The sequence below is a fragment of the Microcystis sp. M049S2 genome (assembly GCF_020245625.1).
Taxonomy (GTDB): Bacteria; Cyanobacteriota; Cyanobacteriia; order Cyanobacteriales; family Microcystaceae; genus Microcystis; species Microcystis ichthyoblabe_A.
Genome location: NZ_JADBUN010000010.1, coordinates 1 through 21,435, shown reverse-complemented (window position 1 = coordinate 21,435; position 21,435 = coordinate 1). Strand labels below are relative to the sequence as shown.

The 21,435-nt window shown below is 43.9% G+C and carries 24 protein-coding genes, 1 tRNA gene and 1 pseudogene; 6 read left to right on the top strand and 20 right to left on the bottom strand.

The window, feature by feature from the left end; all coding sequences use genetic code 11:
• Together IM496_RS00915 and IM496_RS00910 are read right to left on the bottom strand one after the other, a co-directional pair.
• The coding region (locus tag IM496_RS00915) for an IS1/IS1595 family N-terminal zinc-binding domain-containing protein (protein WP_420372283.1) at nt 1-102 on the bottom strand (102 nt) is incomplete at its 3' end.
• 25 nt (nt 103-127) lie between these two features.
• Nucleotides 128-847: pseudogene (locus IM496_RS00910) on the bottom strand (hypothetical protein); the annotation flags it as partial.
• A 321-nt stretch (nt 848-1,168) separates the two neighbouring features.
• On the opposite strand from IM496_RS00910, the gene IM496_RS00905 reads away from it, so the two are divergent.
• Both IM496_RS00905 and IM496_RS00900 read left to right on the top strand, forming a co-directional pair.
• Nucleotides 1,169-1,429, top strand: coding sequence for a hypothetical protein (locus tag IM496_RS00905; RefSeq protein ID WP_002737535.1), 261 nt, complete (start codon nt 1,169-1,171; stop codon nt 1,427-1,429).
• Entirely contained in the window at nt 1,416-1,838 is a 423-nt protein-coding gene (locus IM496_RS00900) for a type II toxin-antitoxin system VapC family toxin (protein ID WP_016515273.1), read from the top strand. The genes IM496_RS00905 and IM496_RS00900 overlap by 14 nt, the downstream gene beginning before the upstream one ends.
• Nucleotides 1,839-2,080: 242 nt before the next feature.
• On the opposite strand, the gene IM496_RS00895 is transcribed toward IM496_RS00900, so the two are convergent.
• The 10 genes from IM496_RS00895 to IM496_RS00850 all read right to left on the bottom strand — a co-directional run bounded on the left by IM496_RS00895 (nt 2,081) and on the right by IM496_RS00850 (nt 8,969).
• On the bottom strand, nt 2,081-2,428 hold the full coding sequence (locus IM496_RS00895) for an HVO_A0114 family putative DNA-binding protein (protein ID WP_002751511.1): 348 nt from the start codon (nt 2,426-2,428) through the stop codon (nt 2,081-2,083).
• A complete protein-coding gene (locus IM496_RS00890) occupies nt 2,409-2,669 on the bottom strand; it encodes a toxin-antitoxin system TumE family protein (RefSeq protein ID WP_287660971.1) in 261 nt (86 codons plus the stop codon). The genes IM496_RS00895 and IM496_RS00890 overlap by 20 nt, the downstream gene beginning before the upstream one ends.
• 298 nt (nt 2,670-2,967) lie before the next feature.
• Complete coding sequence (locus IM496_RS00885) at nt 2,968-3,153, bottom strand: hypothetical protein (protein ID WP_194017363.1); 186 nt, start codon at nt 3,151-3,153, stop codon at nt 2,968-2,970.
• A gap of 200 nt (nt 3,154-3,353) precedes the next feature.
• Entirely contained in the window at nt 3,354-3,500 is a 147-nt protein-coding gene (locus IM496_RS00880) for a type II toxin-antitoxin system HicA family toxin (protein ID WP_194017354.1), read from the bottom strand.
• Complete coding sequence (locus tag IM496_RS00875; protein ID WP_002798743.1) at nt 3,490-3,696, bottom strand: type II toxin-antitoxin system HicB family antitoxin; 207 nt, start codon at nt 3,694-3,696, stop codon at nt 3,490-3,492. The genes IM496_RS00880 and IM496_RS00875 overlap by 11 nt, the downstream gene beginning before the upstream one ends.
• A gap of 545 nt (nt 3,697-4,241) precedes the next feature.
• Entirely contained in the window at nt 4,242-4,523 is a 282-nt protein-coding gene (locus IM496_RS00870; protein ID WP_194017356.1) for a hemolysin XhlA family protein, read from the bottom strand.
• Nucleotides 4,524-4,703: 180 nt separating this feature from the next.
• A complete protein-coding gene (locus IM496_RS00865; protein ID WP_194017359.1) occupies nt 4,704-7,226 on the bottom strand; it encodes a glycogen/starch/alpha-glucan phosphorylase in 2,523 nt (840 codons plus the stop codon).
• A 199-nt stretch (nt 7,227-7,425) separates the two neighbouring features.
• Nucleotides 7,426-7,719: an RNA-binding regulator gene (gene rbp, locus IM496_RS00860; RefSeq protein ID WP_287660969.1), complete on the bottom strand. Its 294-nt coding sequence runs from the start codon at nt 7,717-7,719 to the stop codon at nt 7,426-7,428.
• A 480-nt stretch (nt 7,720-8,199) separates the two neighbouring features.
• Nucleotides 8,200-8,493, bottom strand: coding sequence for an RNA-binding regulator (rbp, locus tag IM496_RS00855; RefSeq protein ID WP_104397457.1), 294 nt, complete (start codon nt 8,491-8,493; stop codon nt 8,200-8,202).
• Nucleotides 8,494-8,714: 221 nt separating this feature from the next.
• A complete protein-coding gene (locus tag IM496_RS00850; RefSeq protein WP_002751490.1) occupies nt 8,715-8,969 on the bottom strand; it encodes a DUF3493 domain-containing protein in 255 nt (84 codons plus the stop codon).
• A 59-nt stretch (nt 8,970-9,028) separates the two neighbouring features.
• Between IM496_RS00850 and IM496_RS00845 the strand changes: the two genes are divergently transcribed.
• Nucleotides 9,029-9,100, top strand: a tRNA-Thr gene (locus tag IM496_RS00845).
• Between the two features lie 260 nt (nt 9,101-9,360).
• Here IM496_RS00845 and IM496_RS00840 read toward each other — a convergent pair.
• Nucleotides 9,361-9,861 carry a sll1618 family protein gene (locus tag IM496_RS00840; protein ID WP_194017778.1) on the bottom strand — a complete coding sequence of 167 codons (501 nt, stop codon included), beginning with the start codon at nt 9,859-9,861 and terminating at the stop codon, nt 9,361-9,363.
• A 39-nt stretch (nt 9,862-9,900) separates the two neighbouring features.
• Complete coding sequence (locus tag IM496_RS00835) at nt 9,901-10,905, bottom strand: DUF4351 domain-containing protein (protein ID WP_194017776.1); 1,005 nt, start codon at nt 10,903-10,905, stop codon at nt 9,901-9,903.
• A gap of 248 nt (nt 10,906-11,153) precedes the next feature.
• Between IM496_RS00835 and IM496_RS00830 the strand changes: the two genes are divergently transcribed.
• Both IM496_RS00830 and IM496_RS00825 read left to right on the top strand, forming a co-directional pair.
• Nucleotides 11,154-12,659, top strand: coding sequence for a Ycf46 family AAA ATPase (locus IM496_RS00830; protein ID WP_287660968.1), 1,506 nt, complete (start codon nt 11,154-11,156; stop codon nt 12,657-12,659).
• A gap of 12 nt (nt 12,660-12,671) precedes the next feature.
• Entirely contained in the window at nt 12,672-13,184 is a 513-nt protein-coding gene (locus tag IM496_RS00825; RefSeq protein WP_194017772.1) for an SH3 domain-containing protein, read from the top strand.
• A gap of 159 nt (nt 13,185-13,343) precedes the next feature.
• On the opposite strand, the gene IM496_RS00820 is transcribed toward IM496_RS00825, so the two are convergent.
• The 5 genes from IM496_RS00820 to IM496_RS00800 form a co-directional block, all read right to left on the bottom strand.
• Nucleotides 13,344-13,817: a phosphate-starvation-inducible PsiE family protein gene (locus tag IM496_RS00820; RefSeq protein ID WP_066030004.1), complete on the bottom strand. Its 474-nt coding sequence runs from the start codon at nt 13,815-13,817 to the stop codon at nt 13,344-13,346.
• Between the two features lie 330 nt (nt 13,818-14,147).
• A complete protein-coding gene (locus tag IM496_RS00815; RefSeq protein ID WP_287660966.1) occupies nt 14,148-14,987 on the bottom strand; it encodes a nitrate ABC transporter ATP-binding protein in 840 nt (279 codons plus the stop codon).
• A gap of 79 nt (nt 14,988-15,066) precedes the next feature.
• Nucleotides 15,067-17,085, bottom strand: coding sequence for an ABC transporter ATP-binding/substrate-binding protein (locus IM496_RS00810; RefSeq protein ID WP_287660965.1), 2,019 nt, complete (start codon nt 17,083-17,085; stop codon nt 15,067-15,069).
• 71 nt (nt 17,086-17,156) lie between these two features.
• Nucleotides 17,157-17,987 (bottom strand): nitrate ABC transporter permease, encoded by an 831-nt coding sequence (gene ntrB, locus IM496_RS00805; protein WP_287660973.1) that lies wholly within the window; start codon nt 17,985-17,987, stop codon nt 17,157-17,159.
• Between the two features lie 112 nt (nt 17,988-18,099).
• On the bottom strand, nt 18,100-19,458 hold the full coding sequence (locus tag IM496_RS00800) for a CmpA/NrtA family ABC transporter substrate-binding protein (protein WP_287660964.1): 1,359 nt from the start codon (nt 19,456-19,458) through the stop codon (nt 18,100-18,102).
• A 397-nt stretch (nt 19,459-19,855) separates the two neighbouring features.
• On the opposite strand from IM496_RS00800, the gene IM496_RS00795 reads away from it, so the two are divergent.
• Complete coding sequence (locus IM496_RS00795; protein WP_287660963.1) at nt 19,856-20,938, top strand: molecular chaperone DnaJ; 1,083 nt, start codon at nt 19,856-19,858, stop codon at nt 20,936-20,938.
• A 212-nt stretch (nt 20,939-21,150) separates the two neighbouring features.
• Here IM496_RS00795 and IM496_RS00790 read toward each other — a convergent pair whose 3' ends face one another.
• A complete protein-coding gene (locus tag IM496_RS00790) occupies nt 21,151-21,357 on the bottom strand; it encodes an HNH endonuclease (protein ID WP_147071021.1) in 207 nt (68 codons plus the stop codon).
• Nucleotides 21,358-21,435 lie beyond the last annotated feature (78 nt).

Here is a 21,435-nt window from a genome sequence, read left to right as displayed (position 1 = left end):
AATAAATTGACGGCCACAGGTTACACAAATATGATTTTGTTTACCTTGTTTATTGATGCCATTTTTACGGATATGGGTAGATTTACATTCAGGGCATTGCATTTTGATTTCCTCCATTCATATCTCTATTATGCAACGCCGCCCAAGCTTCAGGAAAGGCATCACGGGTATAGACTTCTAATGACTGGTTATAAGCTGCGATGGCTAACTCTAGATTATCTGCCCTTTCCCCAAAAATGCGATCACTATAAGCAATCCCCAGATTATTTTGTGTCGTTGCCCAATCTTCAGGAAAAGCATCACGGGTATAAACTTCTAACAGAGTGTGATATCCTGTAATGGCAATTTCTTGGTTATTAGCCCGACTTCCCAAGGGAAACTGTTGAATATGAATACATAAAGTTCCAATCACCCCTGCAATACCTGCCACTTCTTCTGGTTTCCCTTGAGAAAACTCATTTCTCGCCCATTGTTGCAACTCTTGGGCAAAAGTATCATCTAACAGATGTTGACGGCATTCTAGGATCGGATAAACCACCGTAGGATCGCTATTACTCTCTATTTCTGCTTGTAATACTTCTAATAAAAACCCCTGATATTCCTCTATAGTTCCCGCTTGAGGGTTGAGATATTGCCCCAACTGTTGCACCATATTCCGTAACCAAGCAACGGGATTATTATGTCCTTGTTGTTCTAACCATGTTGCATAGTTTTCCATCACCTGCAAAAACTGGGGATCAATCAATTCCTGATTAGCTTGCAGAATATTATTGAGTTCCTCATCATCAGCACAAGTGAGCAACTGTTCAATTAAATTAACATAAGCTTGGGCGCGTTGTTCATTCATTGTCTGTACTAGACCTCTTGCATAAATCCGAAAACAAACGATAGAAACAATAATGGGAGGGACTTTGAGTTAATTATTTATTAGTAGTTGATAATCTTCAAAAATGTTGCTGTACAAGGATCGACTTAAGACTTTTGCAAGAGGTCTACTGTGATTGATGTGATTATGTGATGGACTGTGATTTTTTTTGAGAGAGAGCGACCTTATGATATAGTGTGATACAATAAATATTCGTGATTGTCAAGGACAAAGGATAACCTAGTCATAGTCCATCATTCAATCATTCTAATCATAGTTTAGACATTATTAAGGAGAAAGACTATGGACATCACCATCCATCTTAGCCAAGAACAAAGGGAAAAACTCGCCTACATCCAACAACATAGCGATCAGGATATCACTACCCTGCTCAATCAAGTTATTGAGCAACAATATACCAAACTACACCCGCGTAACTCAGATCCCCTTAAAGTGCTGAAAGAAAGCGGTTTTATTGGGTGTGGACAAGGTTCGCCCGATCTTTCTACTAATTATAAAACTATCCTGAAGGAAGAATGGTCAGCCAAACATGATTATAGTTGATACAGGCTTCTGGTTGGCCCTCGCCAATGAGCAAGATCATCATCATCAACAAGCACAGCTTGTAATTCAAAGATTGCGAGAACCCCTAATAACAACCTGGTGTGTTGTCACCGAAACTTGTTACCTTTTGCTAACTCGTCTCGGTAATCATGCTCAACTGCTATTTATTCAAAATTTCTTAGCAGGTGGTTTTGAAGTATTTGAATTACAATCAAATCATGTTAGACGAATGCAACAACTCATGGAACGTTATGAAGATATACCAATGGATCTAGCTGATGCTTCATTAGTAGTATTAGCTGAAAACTTAGGGCATGGGAAAATTTTAACGTCAGATCGCCGCGATTTTTCAATCTATCGCTGGCAGGATACCCATACTTTTCAAAATTTATTCTTAGGGTATCCTTAATAATTTCGGTTCTTCCGAACTTACACTGTAGAAAACTCCCCAAGCTCCCTCTCTGTCCAGCAATGCTCTAAAGTTGATAAATATCAATCTAACAAAAACTCAAAGCCCTATTATACAAGCTTTACAAGTATGAGTTGGTGATAGTTTGACATGACAGGTTCGGTAGAGCCATAATTTCGAGAGAATGATAATACTTTTGGTTCATGTGTCCTCTTTATTCGCGATCGCTACTAATCCGGCGATCAAACGGCTTGCAACATGAATTCAACCTTGATCGCTTCAAACGGGAACTCTACGCTCCCATCTGCTACACGACTCAGAATACCGACATTTAAAAGTGCCGTAATATCTCCATGTACTGCTTTAACATCCCGATGTACTCGCCTCGCCGCCTCACGGATAGAAATGGGGCCAGCACCGCACATAGCTTTGAGGAGTTCCCACCGCTTGGCAGTCAGAACTTTCCAGAGAAGTTCGGGGGTAGCAAAACTGATACGAACTTCTTTTTCTGCTCGACCAGTTTTCATCGCTTGAACGGCATCGGCAAGGGTGTCAGTCAAGGAGCGAACTTCAAGAACGACCGTGTTCATAATTCCACCTCAAAATGTCAGAGTTGAAGTCGGCCATCAATTGGTCTGGCGAAGAGAAAGCATAAAGAGACTCCACACCATCGAAATGACGGTGATCGCCTTTACCGCGTTCGTTATCATATCGCAACACACATTTGCCGTTGACTATGTAAGCGAGACGATATTTGTAAGGATGCTCCGATGGCAGAACTGGTTGGGGAACAAGCCAGACAGTGACTTCTGCGAATGCGTCTGGGGCCAAGATGACGCGACGACGAATGAGCGCGGTAGCCTTCATGTTGGATATACTAACAACACCTTAGCCTGTTGTCAATGTCCCCAACAGTTAAAAACGCCTCATATTCTTCTATATTTCTCGCTTGAGGGTTGAGATATTGCCCAAAGTTTTGTGTTAAATCAATCTGCATGGTTATTATTGTATCCTTATTATTCTAACCCTGTTGCATAGCTTTCCATCACCTGCAAAAATTGGGGATCAATCAATTCCTGATTTGCTTGTAGAATATTGGCTCTTCTCGACTTTGTGTGATAATTTTTGCTTATGGAATTGTGAAATGCTTATCGGGCAAGACTTTTAGGGCTATTTTGACGAAGAAACCATCAGTATAGACCTCGTTTCCACACAGAAACCAGAAGAGCCGAATATTATTGGGTTCCTCATCATTAGTACAAACGAGCAACTGTTCAATTAAATTAACATAAGCTTGGGCGCGTTGTTCATCCATTGTCTGTACTGTGATTAGAATGATTGAATGAGGGACTATGATGTTTTTTGGCGGATGACTCTATGATAGGATGAGTCCCCTTGATATAGGGCGATTATGACACAGAATGCTATAGAGGATATTAACTATAAACGCTCAAACTCATCAACCCTTAATCCCGCTTGCCTTAAAATACTGCTAATTGTACCGATTGTTCCCTGTTATAAGGAGGTAACAATCGTTGTCCTTTTTCCTTCAGGAGTATCCTTGGCAAACTTAACATGACTCCCCTTTTGACTAATAACTTCAAACCCTGCCGCTTCCAACTTGCGTTTAATCTCACGATAAGATAAAGGCTTAAGCGGCATTGATTTCTACCTCTATCTTCTGTAATTGGGGAATAACTGTCGCACAAGGCGGTTCAAAATGTAATTCTAAAGCCTCTTGCAGATTGTTTAACGCCTCGGTTTCTGTTTCCCCTTGACTAGCAACATCAACCTCTAAACATTGGGCAACAAACCAATTATCTTCTTGAAAAATTCTCGCTGTAAGTACCTGTCTCATTTTCACTTTCCTGATTGAGCTTTCCATGATTATAGGTCAGGCTAGAATGACAGTCAATTAAATAATCATATAGATCATGCTTTAGACTTCTACATAAGTAGTCGTGCAAAATTAATTTCTTGGTTAGGATAGGCAAAAGGCAAGAGGCAAAAGGCAAAAGCTTTATCGAAATGTGTAATTAATTTTGCTTAGGTACTTAACAAGATTCTATACCTTATATCCCGTAACCAAGCCGCAGGAGTAAGTAGTCGTGCAAAATAAATTTCCTAGTGAAGATAGGCAAAAGGCAAGAGGCAAAAGGCAAAAGCTTTATCGAAATGTGTAATTAATTTTGCTTAGGTACTTATTATTTCCTTGTTCTTCTAACCCTGTTGCATAGTTTTCCATCATTGTCTGTACTGTGATTGATGTGATTATGTGATGGACTGTGATTTTTTCGAGAGAACGACACTATCATAATAATAAATACTCATGATTGTCTAAAGATAACCTAATCATAGTCCATCATTCAATCACTCTCAATCATGGTTTAGACGGTATTGCAATTAAGGATTACCCGAAATAACAAACCTACCCACTGCCACTAAAAACCCTCCTACCGCCGTAATTAAAATACCGATCAATGTCCAAATCTGAGCCTGTTGTGAACTTTTAATCGCATTAACATCTTGCTTCAGGTTATCGATTTCCACCTTTAATACCTGTCTTTCCCCCTTAGCTTCTGTTAACTCAATTTTGATGTCTGTAACATCTTTTTGTAAATTCTCTAATTTGTGATTAATTTGAGATAAAATTTCCCCTAGGTTTTGTTCAATTATCACTGACATTTTTATTTTTCCTCATAATCAAAAAGCTCCCCGAATCATTCACACTAAAACTCAAAAGTGTTGAGCCAGTTTTTGGATAGCAAAAAATAATAAATTTTATCGTTTTCACAAAGCATTTTTGGGGCGACGGTTCCAGAATTCGGGCTAGTCAAAGACTAAACCCGAACTTGACCGAGTTTTTTAATCCTCTAAACTAATCTTGACCGGATTAACTTTCCAAATCTCTTGACAATATTCCCAGATTGTGCGATCGCTAGAGAATTTAGCCATGCGAACCGAGTTAAGAATCGACATCCGCGTCCACTTGTCCCGATCGCGATAAGCTTCACTTACCTGTTCCTGACAATCAGCGTAGGATTGATAATCAGCTAAAAGCATATACTGGTCATCGTAGAGGAGAGAATCAACGATCGGCCTGAATAATTCCTGGTCACCATGGCTAAAATAACCACTCTTGATTCGATCGATCACTCCCTTCAATTCGCGATTATTTTTGTAATAGCTCATCGGTTCATAACCGTGGGCCTTCTTAGCATAAACTTCTTCTGCTGTCAAGCCAAAAAGGAAGAAATTTTCTGCCCCTGCTTCCTCGCGAATTTCGATATTAGCGCCGTCCAGAGTCCCGATGGTGAGGGAGCCATTCATGGCAAACTTCATATTACCAGTTCCGGAAGCTTCCTTACCCGCCGTAGAAATCTGTTCGGAAAGATCCGCCGCCGGATAGATGCGTTGACCCAAAGAAACGTTAAAGTTAGGCAGGAAAACCACTTTTAAACGACCTCTGACATCAGGATCCTTATTCACAATTTCAGCCACAGCATTAGTTAACTTAATAATTAACTTCGCCATAAAGTAGCCGGGGGCTGCCTTACCACCAAAGATAAAAGTGCGCGGCACGATATCGATCTGAGGGTTCTGTTTAATGCGATTATAAAGGGCGATAATGTGCAGAACTGCCAGATGTTGGCGTTTGTATTCGTGAATCCGTTTTACCTGCACGTCGAAAATCGAATTAACATCCACCTCGATATTGCGGGTTTTCAGCATATAAGCCGCTAAATCGGCCTTATTCGCCTGTTTAATTTCATACCAACGCTGACGGAATTCAGGATCATCAAGGTATTGTTCCAGTTTTCGCAATTCCTTCAGGTCTTTTAACCAATTATCGCCGATTTTTTCGGTAAATAGTGCCGATAATTGGGGATTGCTCAATAAAATCCACCGGCGCGGGGTGACACCATTGGTTTTATTGTAGAATTTTTCTGGCCAGAGCATGGCAAACTCTTTCAGGGTGTCTTTTTGCAGTAACTCGGTGTGTAAGGCAGCGACTCCGTTAATCGAGTGACTACCCACACAGGCTAAATTAGCCATGCGAATTTGTTTATTACCCCAACCAGCTTCTTCAACTATCGACAATTTGCCCAATAGTTCCTCGTTATCGGGAAACCAAGTCCGCACATCGTCGAGGAAAAAGTGATTGATCAGGTAGATAATTTCTAGATGTCGGGGCAGCAATTTCCCGATCAGATCCGCCGACCAACGTTCTAGGGCTTCCGGCAATAGGGTATGATTGGTATAAGCGAAGGTTTTTTGGGTAATTGCCCAAGCTTTTGACCATTCTAAGCCGTTTTCATCCACTAACAAACGCATTAACTCAGCGATCGCAATGGCGGGGTGAGTGTCGTTCAGTTGAATAGCGGCGGTTTCGTGGAAATTTTGCAGATTTTTGTGGCTTTTTAGGTGAATGCGAATTAAATCTTGCAGGGAAGCGGCCACAAAAAAGTATTGTTGGGCGAGACGTAATTCGCGACCGGCGGGGGTGTTATCGTTGGGATAAAGGACTTTAGAAATGGTTTCCGCGTCCATTTTTTCAGCCACGGATTGATCGTATAACCCGGCGTTAAAAGCCTCAAAATTAAACGATTCACTCGCTTCTGCTTTCCAGAGACGCAAAGCATTAACCGTGTTGGTTTTGTAACCCGGGACGGGGGTATCGTGGGGAATGGCTAAAACCCGACGTTCCGGCAGCCATTGTACCCGTTCCTGTCCCTTATCATCGTGATAGATTTCCGTCCGGCCTCCCAGTTTTACTTCCACACTTTCATCGGGACGAGGTAATTCCCAAGGATTGCCGAAGCGTAGCCAGTTATCGGGGATTTCCACCTGCCAACCGTCTTGGATCATTTGATGGAAAATGCCAAATTCGTAGCGGATACCGTAACCGATAGCGGGAATTTCTAGGGAAGCGAGGGAATCGAGGAAACAAGCCGCTAAACGCCCTAAACCGCCGTTTCCGAGGCCGGGATCTGGTTCCTGTTCGATAATTTCCTCAAAATCAAGACCTAATTCCTCGATCGTCTCTTTGATTAGGTCGTAAATACCCAAATTAGCGAGATTATTACCTAAATACCGCCCCATGAGAAATTCGGCGGAGAAATAGCAGACGAGTTTAACTTTTTCTTGTTTGTAGGTGTCGGTGGATTTCAGAAAACGACGCAGCAGGCGATCGCGAACGGTGTAGGCAAGGGCGACATAGTAATTGTAGGGACTGGCATTAGTGCGGTTAACCCCTTGCAAATAAAATAGATTGTCCAGAAAAGCCCGTTTTAGGGTTTCGGGACTCATGCCCGTGCGATCGTCTTCGACTAAAGTGGGGCATTGAAGTGCTTCAGTCCCATCAGCTAGGGTATAGGTTGTCTCCATGGGTTTTTGTTGTCCATATATTCGGGAGTCGATCGCCGATCAGATTCTGATGACGATATCCTTTATAGTTTACTTGTTACCTTTTGGAGAGACTCAGACATTTAGATTTCTATTGGTTTTGAGGGGAGCAGCGATCGTAATTGCCGACAAAAAAAGGGTGAACCCTGTCCACCCTTCCACAATTACTCACAAAAAAAGCTTAATAGCGTTTTTTTCTGTCACTACCACCACCATTGAAGGGTGCGCGCTCCTCACGCTCGCGGGCTTCGTTAACTTTAATTGATCGCCCCATCCATTCAGCACCATCCAGTGCCTCAATTGCGGTGGTTTCCTGGGCTTTACTTTCCATTTCCACGAAGGCGAAACCGCGTTTGCGGCCTGTCTCTTTGTCAACGGGAATATGAACCCTTTGAACGTTGCCGTACTCTTTAAAGACCTCGACCAGATCATCTTGGGAAATGTCGTAAGAGAGATTACCAACAAAAATAGACATAATACTTGAATCCTCGATCAATACTCGAAACGGTGTGGAGACACAAAATTCAGGGAGAAGCCGAACAATACTAAAGTAAAAGACTTACCGGATTAATACTGGAAACGAACTTGAACACTAATCTTGACTCTTGCCTCGATCATAACACAGAAAGAGTCGATCGCCGATCAGAATCTGATGACGATATTCCTTATAGTTTACTTGGGGTTTGCTGAATAAATCTCAAAACCTTGTTAGATAAGGTTTTTAGACTTTTTTTACCTCAAAAAGTGCTGATACTTGGAGTGATCGGGGGTAAAATTCAGGTACTTTTTCCCTGAAAATTAGGTAACTGACCCCCTGAAAATGGGTAAAACCCCACACCCCACACCCCACACCCCACACCCTGCCCCCACGAAAAACTTTTTGCCGCAAACCCTAATTAACGACAAAAAAAGGGTGAACCCTGTCCACCCTCCCACAATTATTTACAAAAAAAGCTTAATAGCGTTTTTTTCTGTCACTACCACCACCATTGAAGGGCGTGCGCTCTTCACGATCGCGGGCCTGGTTAACTTTAATTGATCGCCCCATCCAGTCAGCACCATCCAGTGCCTCAATTGCGGCGGTTTCCTGGCCTTTACTTACCATTTCCACGAAGGCGAAACCGCGTTTGCGGCCTGTCTCTTTGTCAACGGGGACATGAACCCTTTTAACCTCGCCGTAGTCTTTAAAGACATCGACCAGATCTTCTTGGGAAATCTCGTAAGAGAGATTACCAACAAAAATAGACATAATACTTGAATCCTCGAACAATACTCGAAACGGTGTGGAGACACAAAATTCAGGGAGAAGCCGAACAATACTAAAGTAAAAGACTTACCGAGTTAATACTGAAAACGAACTTGAACACCAATCTTGACTCTCGGCTCGATCATAACACGAAAAGACTGGAGTTAATGTTAACTTTTATTCTTCAGGGGAAGAGACTGTTTTGGCTATCGGTGGCTACTCCCTCAACCGCCAGCTTTTTTCTCCCGACGAAATAACCAAATCATCAGGGCCACCACACCGATTTGTAGGGCAAAATTGGGTAAGGCGGTGGCTACGTCCCTGCCTGCCGCTAATTGGGCTAGAAAAACCACCGCACCGATAAAACCAGAAGCACCTAAACCGAGATAGATAAACTGCCGCAGACCTCGGTAGGGATTAGCCGCTTCCTCTTTCAAGCGGGCGTATTTTTGGGGATCGAGTCGAGGGGATTTGCTCATAAAAAAATCTTTCTAGCTTTGTATCTATTGTCCGTGATATAATCGGAAGTTGGCAATGTGCCGATGTAGCTCAGTGGTAGAGTAGTTGATTCGTAATCAATTGGTCGTGGGTTCAAATCCCATCATCGGCTTGCGGTTTTACCTCCCGAAAGTTGACTAGGAAATACCGAACTCCGGCTGAATAAATCCAAAAAGCTTGTTGGATAAGACTTTTAGACTTTTTGGCCATCCAAAAGTGCTGGACCCTGTATTGATCGGAATGGGCAAAACCCCACACCCTACACCCGTTCGGCGGTTCGGCTGAGCTCACCGTCGAAGCCTGAGCTCACGGCCGAAGCCCGCACCCTACACCCTGCTCCCACCAACCAACTTTTCCAGCAAACCCTAGTTACTAAAGAAAAGGTTGAATAATTCCTGCGATCGCTTGACGTTGGCAATCATCATATCCCCAGCGTTCTAGAAAGGCTTGATATTCTCCTTGTCCTGTGTTTAAACTGGTGGCTAATTGTTGTAATTTTTCCGCCAAGGACTGCGATAATAACTGCTTAATTAGTTGACCAGTTTTTTCTTGGACTTTCTCAGAACCTTGGGCGTTTGCTTCGTCTCCTTGACTGCGATGATAGATGACCATTGCCGTGGACATGGCCAGATTTTTAACTAATAATTCATTCACCAATATCGGGGAAGTTTTTAAAGCGGTGATTACCTCCAAACTAGGATGTTCTGTATAGGGTAAATCGCTGGTTAAATAAGTAACAAAAAATCCTCTAGCTCCATTTTCTGTTGAGACTAACTCAGTAATTTTCTGAGTAATTGTATCGGTATCTAAAAACTCAATTTGATTTAGTAAATCTTGAGTTTGTTGAATAGCATTTTCAAAAGTTATACTCATATCTATCAATAGCATTCTGTGAATTTTAAGAGGAAATTACTAAGAATCTAAAGCATTTAACCAATTAGTTAAATCCTCCCCTGTTGAAAAATCAAATAAAGCTTCCCCCAGTCGTTCCAGATCATCAATATTCAAGGTCATAATCCGACTCTCTAGAGCCACATCAATAGCTCCTAGCTTACGTTTAATCAGACGAATAATTAGATTTCTTTCTCTTGCTAAACCCCGTTCTAACCCCTGTTCTAAACCCTGTTCTAAACCCTGTTCTAACCCCTGTTCTAAACCCTGTTCTAAACCCTGTTCTAAACCCTGTTCTAAACCGCGGCGCATCCAACTGGTGGTAATCTGCATAACTCCCTCCTGTTCGGGTTGAATAAATTTGCTAATCTCCTGTTGAAATTCTATCTCCTCGGACGAGTTGAGATTGAGATAGGTATCGACAAAACCTGAAATCAATTGCATTCTAGCGGCATCTAATCTTAATGTTACCAATAATCTTAGACATTGTGCCTTAACTTTTGCTCTATCCCGAGGGGCAATTTTCATCTTCGCCATCAAAGCGGCGGCGACGGGATTAGCTTGATTGAGAAAATCCCGCCAATTCAAGCGATTTAACTGGACAACTTGATAGTTGAATTCTAACACTTTTAAGTCGGGAAACTGGATTTTATATTGACGAATTGCTTCTTTTTGCGGACGCTCATAGGAAAATATGACAATCGGATAAACTGGTAAGGCAAATTTTTGATGCAGGCGAGCAAAATAAGTAAACATTCGCCGATTAAATTCTGGTTGAGAGCTAGACTGTGCTTCTAGATGAATTAAGAAAAATGATGATTGTCCTCGAAATTGAACTTGGGCGACTAAATCACTTTCATACTTTTCTCCTTCCGTGACATCTGTAAAGACTTCTTTGTCTAAAAATGTGATCTGATTAGGCTCTAAACAATTGATAATCTCAGGAAAAAACAACTGAATAAATTCAACAAAAAAAGTCGCAATTAATTCCTTAAATAAACGATCATGGTCAATAACATTATTCATACATAGCAGTTATCCTAATAGTGAGGTAGAAAGTTTTTGTTTTGAGGAGTCGGTCTCTCGTCGTAGATATCAAAATTAGGTTACACTTCATCTTGAGGAGGAATGCAGTAAACTACTCGTTAAGACTACACCAGAACAGGGATATCCGGAGAGAAACTTCGAGCATTTGTACTAAAATATCCAAGAGACGGCTAACTGCTATATTTTGTGATGACGATATAAATAGCAAAAACTATAGACGAATAGCTATGAGCTTTGGTGAAGAATTTCAATTACTGCTGCGGGCCCGTTATCCTCTCATTTATGTTAGCACCTTAGAAGAAGAACGTCTCGAAAAAGCGATCGCCGATATTGCCAAACAGAGCAATAACCGTGCTGTCTATGTCTGGGATTTTGTGGATGGTTATCAAGATAATCCCAATAATGAGAACTTTGCTCGGCGTAATCCCCTGCAAGCTCTTGAATTCGTCGAAAAGCTGCCGACTAACATCGCCGCCATCATAATCTTACGGGATTTCCAGCGCTTTTTAGAAGATATTGCCATCGCCAGAAAATTGCGAAATCTTGCCCGTTCCCTGAAATCTCAGCCCAAAAACCTAATTATCGTCGCTCCCGAACTGTCTATCCCCTCGGATCTCACCGAAGTAATCACCGTCGTCGATTTTCCTCTCCCCAGTGGCGAAGAAATCAAACAGGAAATCCAGCGATTAATCGCTGCCACCGGACAACCCGTCAAAGAACCACTCCTGGATGAATTAGTGCTTTCTGCCCAAGGATTATCCCTAGAGAGAATTCGTCGGGTTTTGACCAAATGTTTAGCCAGTCACGGCAAAATTGAGCCAGAGGACGTGGAATTAATTTTGGCAGAAAAACGCCAATCTATTCGTCAAACCCAGATATTAGACTTTTATCCCGCCACAGAGCAGATTTCTGACATCGGGGGACTAGATAATCTCAAAGACTGGCTGATTCGTCGCGGTGGTGCCTTTAGTGAACGCGCCCGCGCCTACGGTTTACCCAATCCCCGGGGTTTACTATTGGTGGGAATTCAAGGGACGGGTAAATCCCTGACAGCGAAAGCTATTTCCCATCATTGGCACTTACCCCTGCTGCGTCTAGACGTGGGGCGTTTATTTGGCGGATTGGTGGGAGAATCGGAATCGCGTACCCGTCAGATGATTAATCTCGCTGAAGCTTTAGCTCCCTGTGTGCTGTGGATAGACGAAATTGATAAAGCTTTCGCCGGAGTGGATGGGAAAGGCGACGGAGGAACCACCGGGCGGGTTTTCGGGACTTTTATCACTTGGTTAGCGGAGAAACAATCGCCCGTTTTTGTCGTCGCTACGGCTAATAACATCCAATCTTTGCCCCCGGAAATGTTGCGAAAAGGACGCTTCGATGAGATATTTTTTGTCGGACTACCTAGCCAAAAGTCCCGCGAGGAGATTTTTAGCGTTCATTTAGGGAAAGTCCGGCCCCATAATCTAAAAAGTTATGATATAAAGCGACTAGCCTACGAAACTCCCGATTTTTCGGGGGCAGAAATCGAACAAACCATCGTGGAAGCGATGCACATCGGTTTTAGTCAAAATCGCGACTTTAGCACCGATGATGTGCTTGAGGCCGCTAGTCAGATTATCCCCCTGGCTCGCACTGCTCAAGAACAGATCCAGTTTCTACAGGATTGGGCTAAGTCCGGTAAAGCTCGTTTAGCCTCTCGCGATGATCGTTTTAATGTTAATCCTAACAGTTAATTTAGCACCAATATGAAGCGTTTATCTGGTTTATTGCAATTCATGGTCGGTTTTGTCATGGGAGTGGTCATTTTAGTCGGTGGGGCTACTGCTGTCGCCTATATGCTTCTCTCTGGCATGAATTCTAATCCTCCTAAACCCGTCTTTACCGAGGAGAAAAAAGAGGAAACTAAGGAGGAAAAAGCTGCTAAACCCATCCCCACTACTCCCGTCCAAGAACAACCCCAAGCTGAGGTGAAAGAGTCTCCCACAGCTGCCCCAGCACCAAAAGCTGCCCCGAAACCCAGTCCCGAAGCAAGAAAAAGAGAAGCCACATCCGAGGGTTATCAAGCGCGGGTGACATGGCAAAGCGGTTTAAGTCTGCGCTCTGAACCTACCAGTGAATCGACTCGTCTCGGCGGTCTGGATTATAATACTAAAGTCAGTGTGGTGGGAACCAGCAGCGATGGCCAATGGCATCGTGTGCGTCTGTCCGATGGTCGCGAAGGTTGGATTAAAGCGGGTAATATTTCCAGAGTCGAGTAAATATTTAGAAGGGTTAGGTTTTCTAAATCTACCCCTTTCCCTAATCAGTAATTGGACAAAGTTAAATTCACACTCTGGCAGGAGAGAACCCCGGAACTGCTCAACTCTAGAAGTAAAAAATATCTGTGATTAATTCTGTCTGGGTAGTTAATCACTACTTCAAGAACGATTATCGCGATTAACTTTCCTGATTAACCAATAACTTGCCGCTAAAGCTAAGGTTCCCACAGTGAGGGCAATTAAATCATCTTTACTGTATTTATTGGGGTCGAAAATAATAATTTTTCGAGAGATGGCAATTAAAGCCGTAACTACGACTAATTCAACCTGTACGATGTGTTTTCTTAAGTAAGCAGTGACGTTTTCTAATAACTCTAAAGCGATCAAAATATTGAGAAATAATCCGAAAATTTCAATTAAAGTTTTACTAAAAAAACCGACGGGTTCCGTAGTAAATAAATCTTGGATTAAGATAACTACTAGATCATAAAGAGAAACAATAATAACAACAATTAAGGCTACGGATAAAACCTTAGAAACTATGTTTTCAATGAGATGAATCGACCTCATGAAATCTTCATCGCGCCATTGTTGACCGAAATTGATAAGTAGTTTCCGTATCTGTTTGAGCATGATCAATTAAGTAGGGTTTGCGGCAAAAAGTTTTTCGTGGGGGCAGGGTGTGGGGTGTGGGGTGTGGGGTGTAGGGTTTTACCGATTTTCAGGTGGTCAACTACCTAATTTTCAGGGAAAAAGTACCTGAATTTTCCCCCCGATCACTCCAAGTGCTGGCACTTTTTGAGGGGAAAAAAGTCTAAAAGTCTTACCCAACAAGGTTTTTAGATTTATTCAGCAAACCCTACTTAGAAATAATTTTACTTGAAGAAGGCTTCCCTAGAAAAAAAATCTAGGTGCGATCGCTATTAAGTCAACCGCACCCCAAACTAATACAAATGCTCACATCTAGCTAACATCATCGTGAGCGAAACGATTATAGAGGAAGTCGAGGGCATAGTTACGCAGACGATAATATTCCGGATCCTCCATAATTCTCTCTCGATCGCGGGGACGGGGGAAAGGAATATTCATCACTTCGCCGATTTTCGCTTCCGGTCCATTGGTCATCATTACCAGCTTATCAGCGAGGAAAAGGGCCTCATCGATATCGTGGGTAATCATCAACACCGTACAGCGTTTATCTTGCCAGATTTTCAGCAATTCTTCCTGTAATTCCTCTTTGGTAATCGCATCCAAAGCGCCGAAAGGTTCATCGAGAATTAATACTTCGGGACGGATAGAAAGGGCCCGGGCGATCGAAACCCGTTGTTTCATCCCCCCGGAGATTTGGGGAGGGGTTTTGTCCATAGCTTCGGTTAAACCCACCATCGCTAAATGTTCCCGCACGATCGAGCGTTTTTGTGCCTCTGGAGCATTGGGAGACACCGCATCTACCGCGAGATAGACATTTTCAAAAACACTTAACCAAGGCAATAAAGCATAGTTTTGAAACACTACCATGCGATCGGGCCCGGGTTTAGTAATTTTCTTACCGTTAACTTTAACGATGCCATCGGTGGGAGAAGAAAAACCCGACACCATATTTAATAGGGTGGATTTACCGCAACCGGAGTGACCGATCACACAGATAAATTCACCTTCATTGATGTTGAGATTAACGTCCTTGAGGACGGTGTAGGGGCCTCTAGGAGTGGGATAAACCTTAGAAACTCCTTCAATGGTAACAAAAGCTTCTTTACTGGGGGTCTGGGTTGCTCGGTTAACGGTGTCGGTGGTAGTGTACATGATTAGTCTTTGGGGGAAATTAGTTAATAGGAGCAATGGCCGGGGATAATTGGCTAGGAATTATCCCCTTAGTCGATTTTTAGGCAATTTTGCGAGATTCACTGGCACTAGGACGAGCATCAATAGCCACTTCGGCCATAGTGATGTTTTGTTTGATCTCTAAACTATTGAGATAACCGATCGGATCCTCGGCATTAAACTCGATACCATCGAATAAAAGGATCGGTGTGCGACGATATTTAATATCCCCTAGACCCAATTCCCGGGCTGCGGTACTAAAGACACCCACCCGACAGACGCGTTCGAGAATTTCTACCCAGTTACGGGGGAAAGGAATGTGGCCCCAGCGTGCCATTTGGGTCATCATCCAGAGGTGTTCGGTACGACTGGGACGATTTACCCCATCTCCATAGAACAGATGGTGTGCATATTCTTTCATCGGTTGATCGAGACTGCACGCGTAGGAGTTGGGATCACCCAGTTGGATATAATCGATATTGGTACTAAGATACTGACGACTGGCGAGGATTTGACGAATTTCTTCCTGATTCCCTTCCTCGGCACAGTAGCGACAACCTTCCAGCAGTGCTTTAACTAAAGCGACGTGGGTATTAGGGTATTTATTGGCCCAATCTTCCCGAACTCCCAGGGCCTTACCTGGGTGGCCCTGCCAGATTTCTAAGTCGGTGGCGACGGTGTAACCGATACCTTCCATGGCGGACCTGAGATTCCAAGGTTCACCGACACAGTAACCGTCAATACTACCGGTTTTCAGGTCGGCTACCATTTGGGCTGGGGGAATAGTTTCGAGGTGAACGTCTTTATCGGGGTCAATTCCCGCTGCCGCTAACCAGTAACGTAGGAGCAAATTGTGCATGGAGGAGGGGTGAACAATGCCAAAAATATGGCGCTGATCCCTCGATTCCAATAGCATCTGTCTTAAGGCGTTACCGTCAATCACTCCCTCGTCATAGAAGCGTTTAGCGAGGGTGACACCGTTACCGTTACGAGTCATCGTCAGGGCGCTGACAATCGGCAAAGGTTGCTCCTGATAACCACCGACGGTTAACCAGGTGGGCATTCCTGAAGGCATTTGCGCCCCGTCGAGGAATCCCCCCGCGATCCCATCCACAACGCCTCGCCAACTGGTTTCCCGGACTAAATTCACCTCATCTAGACCATGTTTAGTGAAGAATCCCTTTTCTTTGGCCACTGCTAGGGGCGCGCAAGCGGTGAGGGGAACAAAACCGATCTCTAGATTGACTTTTTCTAAACCGTGACGGGCAATCACTTCGACTTTGCGAGCGCGTAGTTTTTTGATCCGTTTTTGTTGGTTGAGGAAATAGATAATTTCACTCCGGAGACTGTAGTAACTGGGGTGTTCCACCACTTCCATGCGTTTGCGGGGACGGGGGATATCCACTTCCAAAATACCGCCAATTTTTGAGCCGGGGCCATTGGTGAGCATGACGATGCGATCGGATAATAGCACCGCTTCATCCACATCGTGCGTCACCATTACCGAGGTCATTTGGTATTCTTCGCACAGCTGCATTAACTGTTCCTGTAGATTACCTCTAGTCAGGGCATCTAACGCCCCAAAGGGTTCATCTAAAAGCAGGACTTTCGGGCGGATGGCTAGGGCGCGAGCGATCGCTACCCGTTGTTTCATCCCCCCCGATAATTCGTTGGGACGTTTATCCACTGCATGACGAAGATTGACCAGATCGATATATTTTTCGACTTCGGCTTTTCTTTCATCTTCTGATAGTTGGGTGAGAACTTGATCGACGGCTAGAGTGATATTTTCTTTGACGGTTAACCAGGGCAAAAGGGAATAGTTTTGGAAAACTACCATGCGATCGGGTCCCGGTTTTTTAATGCTTTGACCTTGCAAAGTCACCACCCCTTCTGTGGGCAAATCTAAACCAGCGATCATGTTTAAGAGGGTGGATTTTCCGCAACCAGAGTGACCGATGAGGGAGATAAATTCCCCTTTTTTGATCTGTAAATCGATACCTTTCAAGGCCACATATTCACCGCCACCACTGAGGGGGAATACTTTATCGATGTTATCGACAGCGACAAACAAACTCATAGTTTTTTTCTCCTTAAATTTGCTCAATTTTCAGTTATTTGAAAAATGGGGAAAGTTTCCCCATTAATCCCCTATTGACGAACGATTTGAGTTTGCAACCAAGCCATAAAGCGATCGAGTAATAAACCCACACCCCCGATATAAAACAGAGCGAGAATAATATCGCTAATGTAGTTATTTTGGTAGGCATCCCAGATAAAGAAACCGATACCGACGATACCCGACATAACGATTTCAGCCGCAATAATCGCTAACCAAGCTAAACCGATCGCAATTCTCAAACCAGTGAATATGTAGGGAAGTGCCGAGGGAATTAATATCTTGAAGAAGAATTTTTTGCTGGACAATTGCAAGACTTGTTTAACGTTGATATAGTCTTGGGGAATTTGTTGGACACCGACGGTGGTATTAATCAAAATCGGCCAAACTGCGGTAATAAAGATCACGAATAAAGCAGCAGGTTGGTTTTGTTGTAAAGCGGCCAAAGATAGGGGAACCCAAGCAAGAGGAGGAACTGTTCTCAGGAATTGAAAAAGGGGATCGAGTGCCTTATTTAAGAAAGAATTTAAACCGACCATAATCCCAACGCCAATACCAACCACTGCGGCAAAAAAATAACCGATTAATACCCGTTGCAGACTCGCTAAAGTTTGCCAGAATAGTCCCTTATCAATGCCCCCACGATCAAAGAAAGGATACATTAAATAGGTACGAGTCCGTTCATTGGTGATTAGGTCGGATGGGGGGGGTAATTTGATTAATCCCACCATCGAGACTAATTGCCAAACAATCAGAAAACCCAGGGTACCGATAATCGGGGGAAGAATATCTTGGGAATGCTTTTTCCAGAATTTACTGAAGTTGAAACCACCGTTACTTTTTCTGCTGACGCTACTTGCCATTTTGCCGTTTTCCTTTGTTGAAAATAAAGTTACTGGATTGGGGAGAGAAGAAAACATTTTTGGGATTGATAGACTAGATATTTTATGCACCTAGCCTATCGGTAAAAGCTCGCTATTTTTTGATCGCCAAACTATCGAGATAAGCTTGGGGATTAGCAGGATCAAAAGTTTTGCCATCAAAGAATTTTTCGACACCGCGGGAGGTACTGGTGGGAATATCAGCTGCGGGAACTCCTAATTCTGTAGCTGCCGCTTTCCAAAGATCCTCGCGGTTAACTTTGTCGATTAAGGTGGAGGCAGTGGTTAAAGTTTCTTTCGGCAAGAAACCCCAACGAACACTTTCGGTTAAAAACCAGAGATCATGACTCTTATAGGGATAGGAAACGCTACCGACGGGATCTTTCCAGTAGAAAACTCCTTTATTTTTGTCGGTGATTTCCGGTTTACCGTCACCCATTTTCTGCATTCCTTTGAGGGGACCGGCGATAATTTCTTCCTTGAGGTTGAAATAAGCCGGTTTAGCGAGAATTGCCGCCGCTTCTGCCCGATTTGCCTCTTGATCGAGCCATTGCTGCGCTTCCATAATTCCTTTTAACACCGCTTTGGTGGCTTTCGGGTTTTTATCCACCCAATCAGCGCGGATAGCGAGGTATTCTTCCGGGTGATAGGGCCAGATTTCTGCGGTTAAAGCTGACATAAAACCGATCTGATCAGCTACAATTCGCGCCGGCCAAGGATCGCCGGTACTAAACGCATCCATGGTTCCGGTTTTCATGTTGGCCACGGTTTGGGCTGCGGGTACGGCAATTAGGTTAATATCCGTATCGGGGTTAATCCCACCGGCGGCTAACCAGTAACGAATCCAGAAGTCTTGGTTAGCTTTCGGGAAAGTATAGGCGGCTTTAAAGGGAGTTCCCGTCGTTTTCATGCCGAGGATGTAATCTTTGGCGGGTTTTAGGTCTAAACCGATATTTTTGCCCTCGTGTTTACCCGCGATCGCGATTCCGTTACCCTGGGTGTTTAACTGCGCTAACACATACATGGGGACTTTAACGTTATTTTTGGTGATTAGTCCCTCGGAAATTAGGTAAGGCATGGGCATTTGCCACTGTCCTCCGTCAATTCCGCCCGCATCTGCCCCAATTTCCACGTTATCTCTAGCAGATCCCCAGTTTGCTTGTTTGGAGACTTCCACATCGGGCATCCCGTGTTTAGCAAAAAAGCCTTTTTCCTTGGCAATAATTAAAGGTGCTGATTCAACAATCGGGATATAACCTAATTTAATTTTGGTGGTTTCGGGGGCCTCTCCGGGGGCCACCGCTACGGGAGAAGCAACCGGGGAAGCGGGCGCGGTGGTGGTGGTTCCACCCGTAGTGTCGGGGGGATTACCTACACAACCTTTGAGGACAACGGCCCCTGCCGCTGAAACTGCCGCTGTGGTTAAGAATTTCCGTCTCGAAAAATTTGACATAGAATCTCCTGCCTGCTGCTAAAGCAAGTATGTGTGCTGAATTATGGGTAAAGGAATCCCTCGCTAAACTTCCCTTCTAGCCTGTGCTATAGAAATTTAGCTATGGAATATTGAATCTCGATTGAACTTACTAAATAAGTCTAGCGGAATTTGGAAAAAATAATTAATCCGATCGAGAATTTGATTTACAAAAATTTAATTCGATTGATAAGAATTAATTAAGACCATTGATATATCTAGCTTCTAGGCACTTAAAAAGGTTTCCGCAGGAGCGCCGGCGCAGGGGTGATGGGGTGATGGGAGTAGGGAGAAACAACAAAATGAGCCAAGGGTGAGTTTTAGGAATGCGGCTCCTTCCGGCTTGGTAGAATGGACAATATGCTTTCACCCCAAAGTAATGACCAGATCCAAACAGCCGAAATCACCGAACTCCTCTGATTCGCCCACCTCTCCTGCCTTGGCGCTGTCTTCCCTACATTTTCGTCTCCAAGCTTTAGAGGAGGAGCATCAGTGGCTCCTCAAGCAGATTGGCAGAAAACGCAACGAACTGAAGAAATTCCTCGACCAGATGCGTTCCTTGGCGACAGAGATTTTCCAGAGAGGGCAACCCCTCTATCAAAAACTTATCGACCTCGACAGCGAAATACACGCCCTTTTTGACGAAATCCTCACTGCTAGAAAAATGGGGCAGCAGACAAAAAAAAGGATTCTCGGAATTTACGAGACACTTCAGTTAACGGGGGTGATTAGCCCAAAATTTGAGGATGAAGATGAAGAACTAGACGAACTTTTCGGAGACGAAGAGTCGGAAGGATCATCGGAGCAATCCGCGCAGGATTTCTTCTCTGGGGGAGACTCCTACGGCCGTAACGATGATGGAACAGAGATATCACCTGAAAGCTCGCCTAAATCTCCCGAATCTAGACAAATACGCCGCACTTTCCTGAGAATGGCCGAGATTTTTCACCCCGACAAGGTTACGGATCCCGAAACTCGGATGCGTCACAACGAGATTATGAAGGAAGTCAACCGTGCCTATAAAGAGGGAGATATTGCCAAACTGCTCGAAATCGAACGACAGCATCAAATGGGGGACTCTTTCGCGGTTGAAGGCTCATCGGAAAGCGACCTTAAACGACAGTGCGAGAGGGTTGAAACCAATAACGAACTACTTAAAAAGCAATACGAGAACCTGAAAAGAGAACTGCGCTCGGTGCGAAATACCCCGGAAGGCGAGATGGTGAGGGCCAGTCGCGCTTGTGAGAAGGATGGCATCGACCCGATTGAGCAAATGCTAGAGGAGATGAAATTACAAGTTCAATCCACCGAAAAAGTCTATAATTTTGTCCGTGACTTCCGCGATAAAAAGATAACGGTTAAAGAGTTTCTGCGCGGACCGGTCAGGATGGGCAGAAGCCCGGAAGAGATGGAAGACATTCTTGATCAACTTCTGGAGCAACTTCGCGGAATCAGCCGTTAAAGAGAGAAAGCCAATATTTAGGGTTTGCGGCAAAAAGTTTCTTGTGGGGGCAGGGTGTGGGGTTTTACCTAATTTTTAAATCCGTTGAGTAACCCACAGAAAACGGGTTTCTCGGAGAAACCCGTTTTCTACTTATGCAAAAGACAAAAAGGGAAATAAATAATCAGGATTAAGCTTTTGTTACTCCCGATCAACCTTTTTTAAACCACGCCTTAAGTCTCACTAATTTCTTGTTGTGGGTCATCCTTGGGTGGATGGAGTTGGCCGGCTATCCATTGCCGTCGGGCATTCTGGATAAAGGGTTGAATATGGTCGATCGAAAGAGGGGCGGAACTGAGGAGTTCGGGATAGTGACAGTATTCACACCGGAACCTAGCGCGTTGTCGAACAATATGGTAGAGCGATTTAGGAATGACCATTTACTCTGGCGGCAATGACAGCGTTGATGTAGCTGAAAATTTGGTCGAGTTCGCCAATCGCTTCTAGCTCAAGGACTT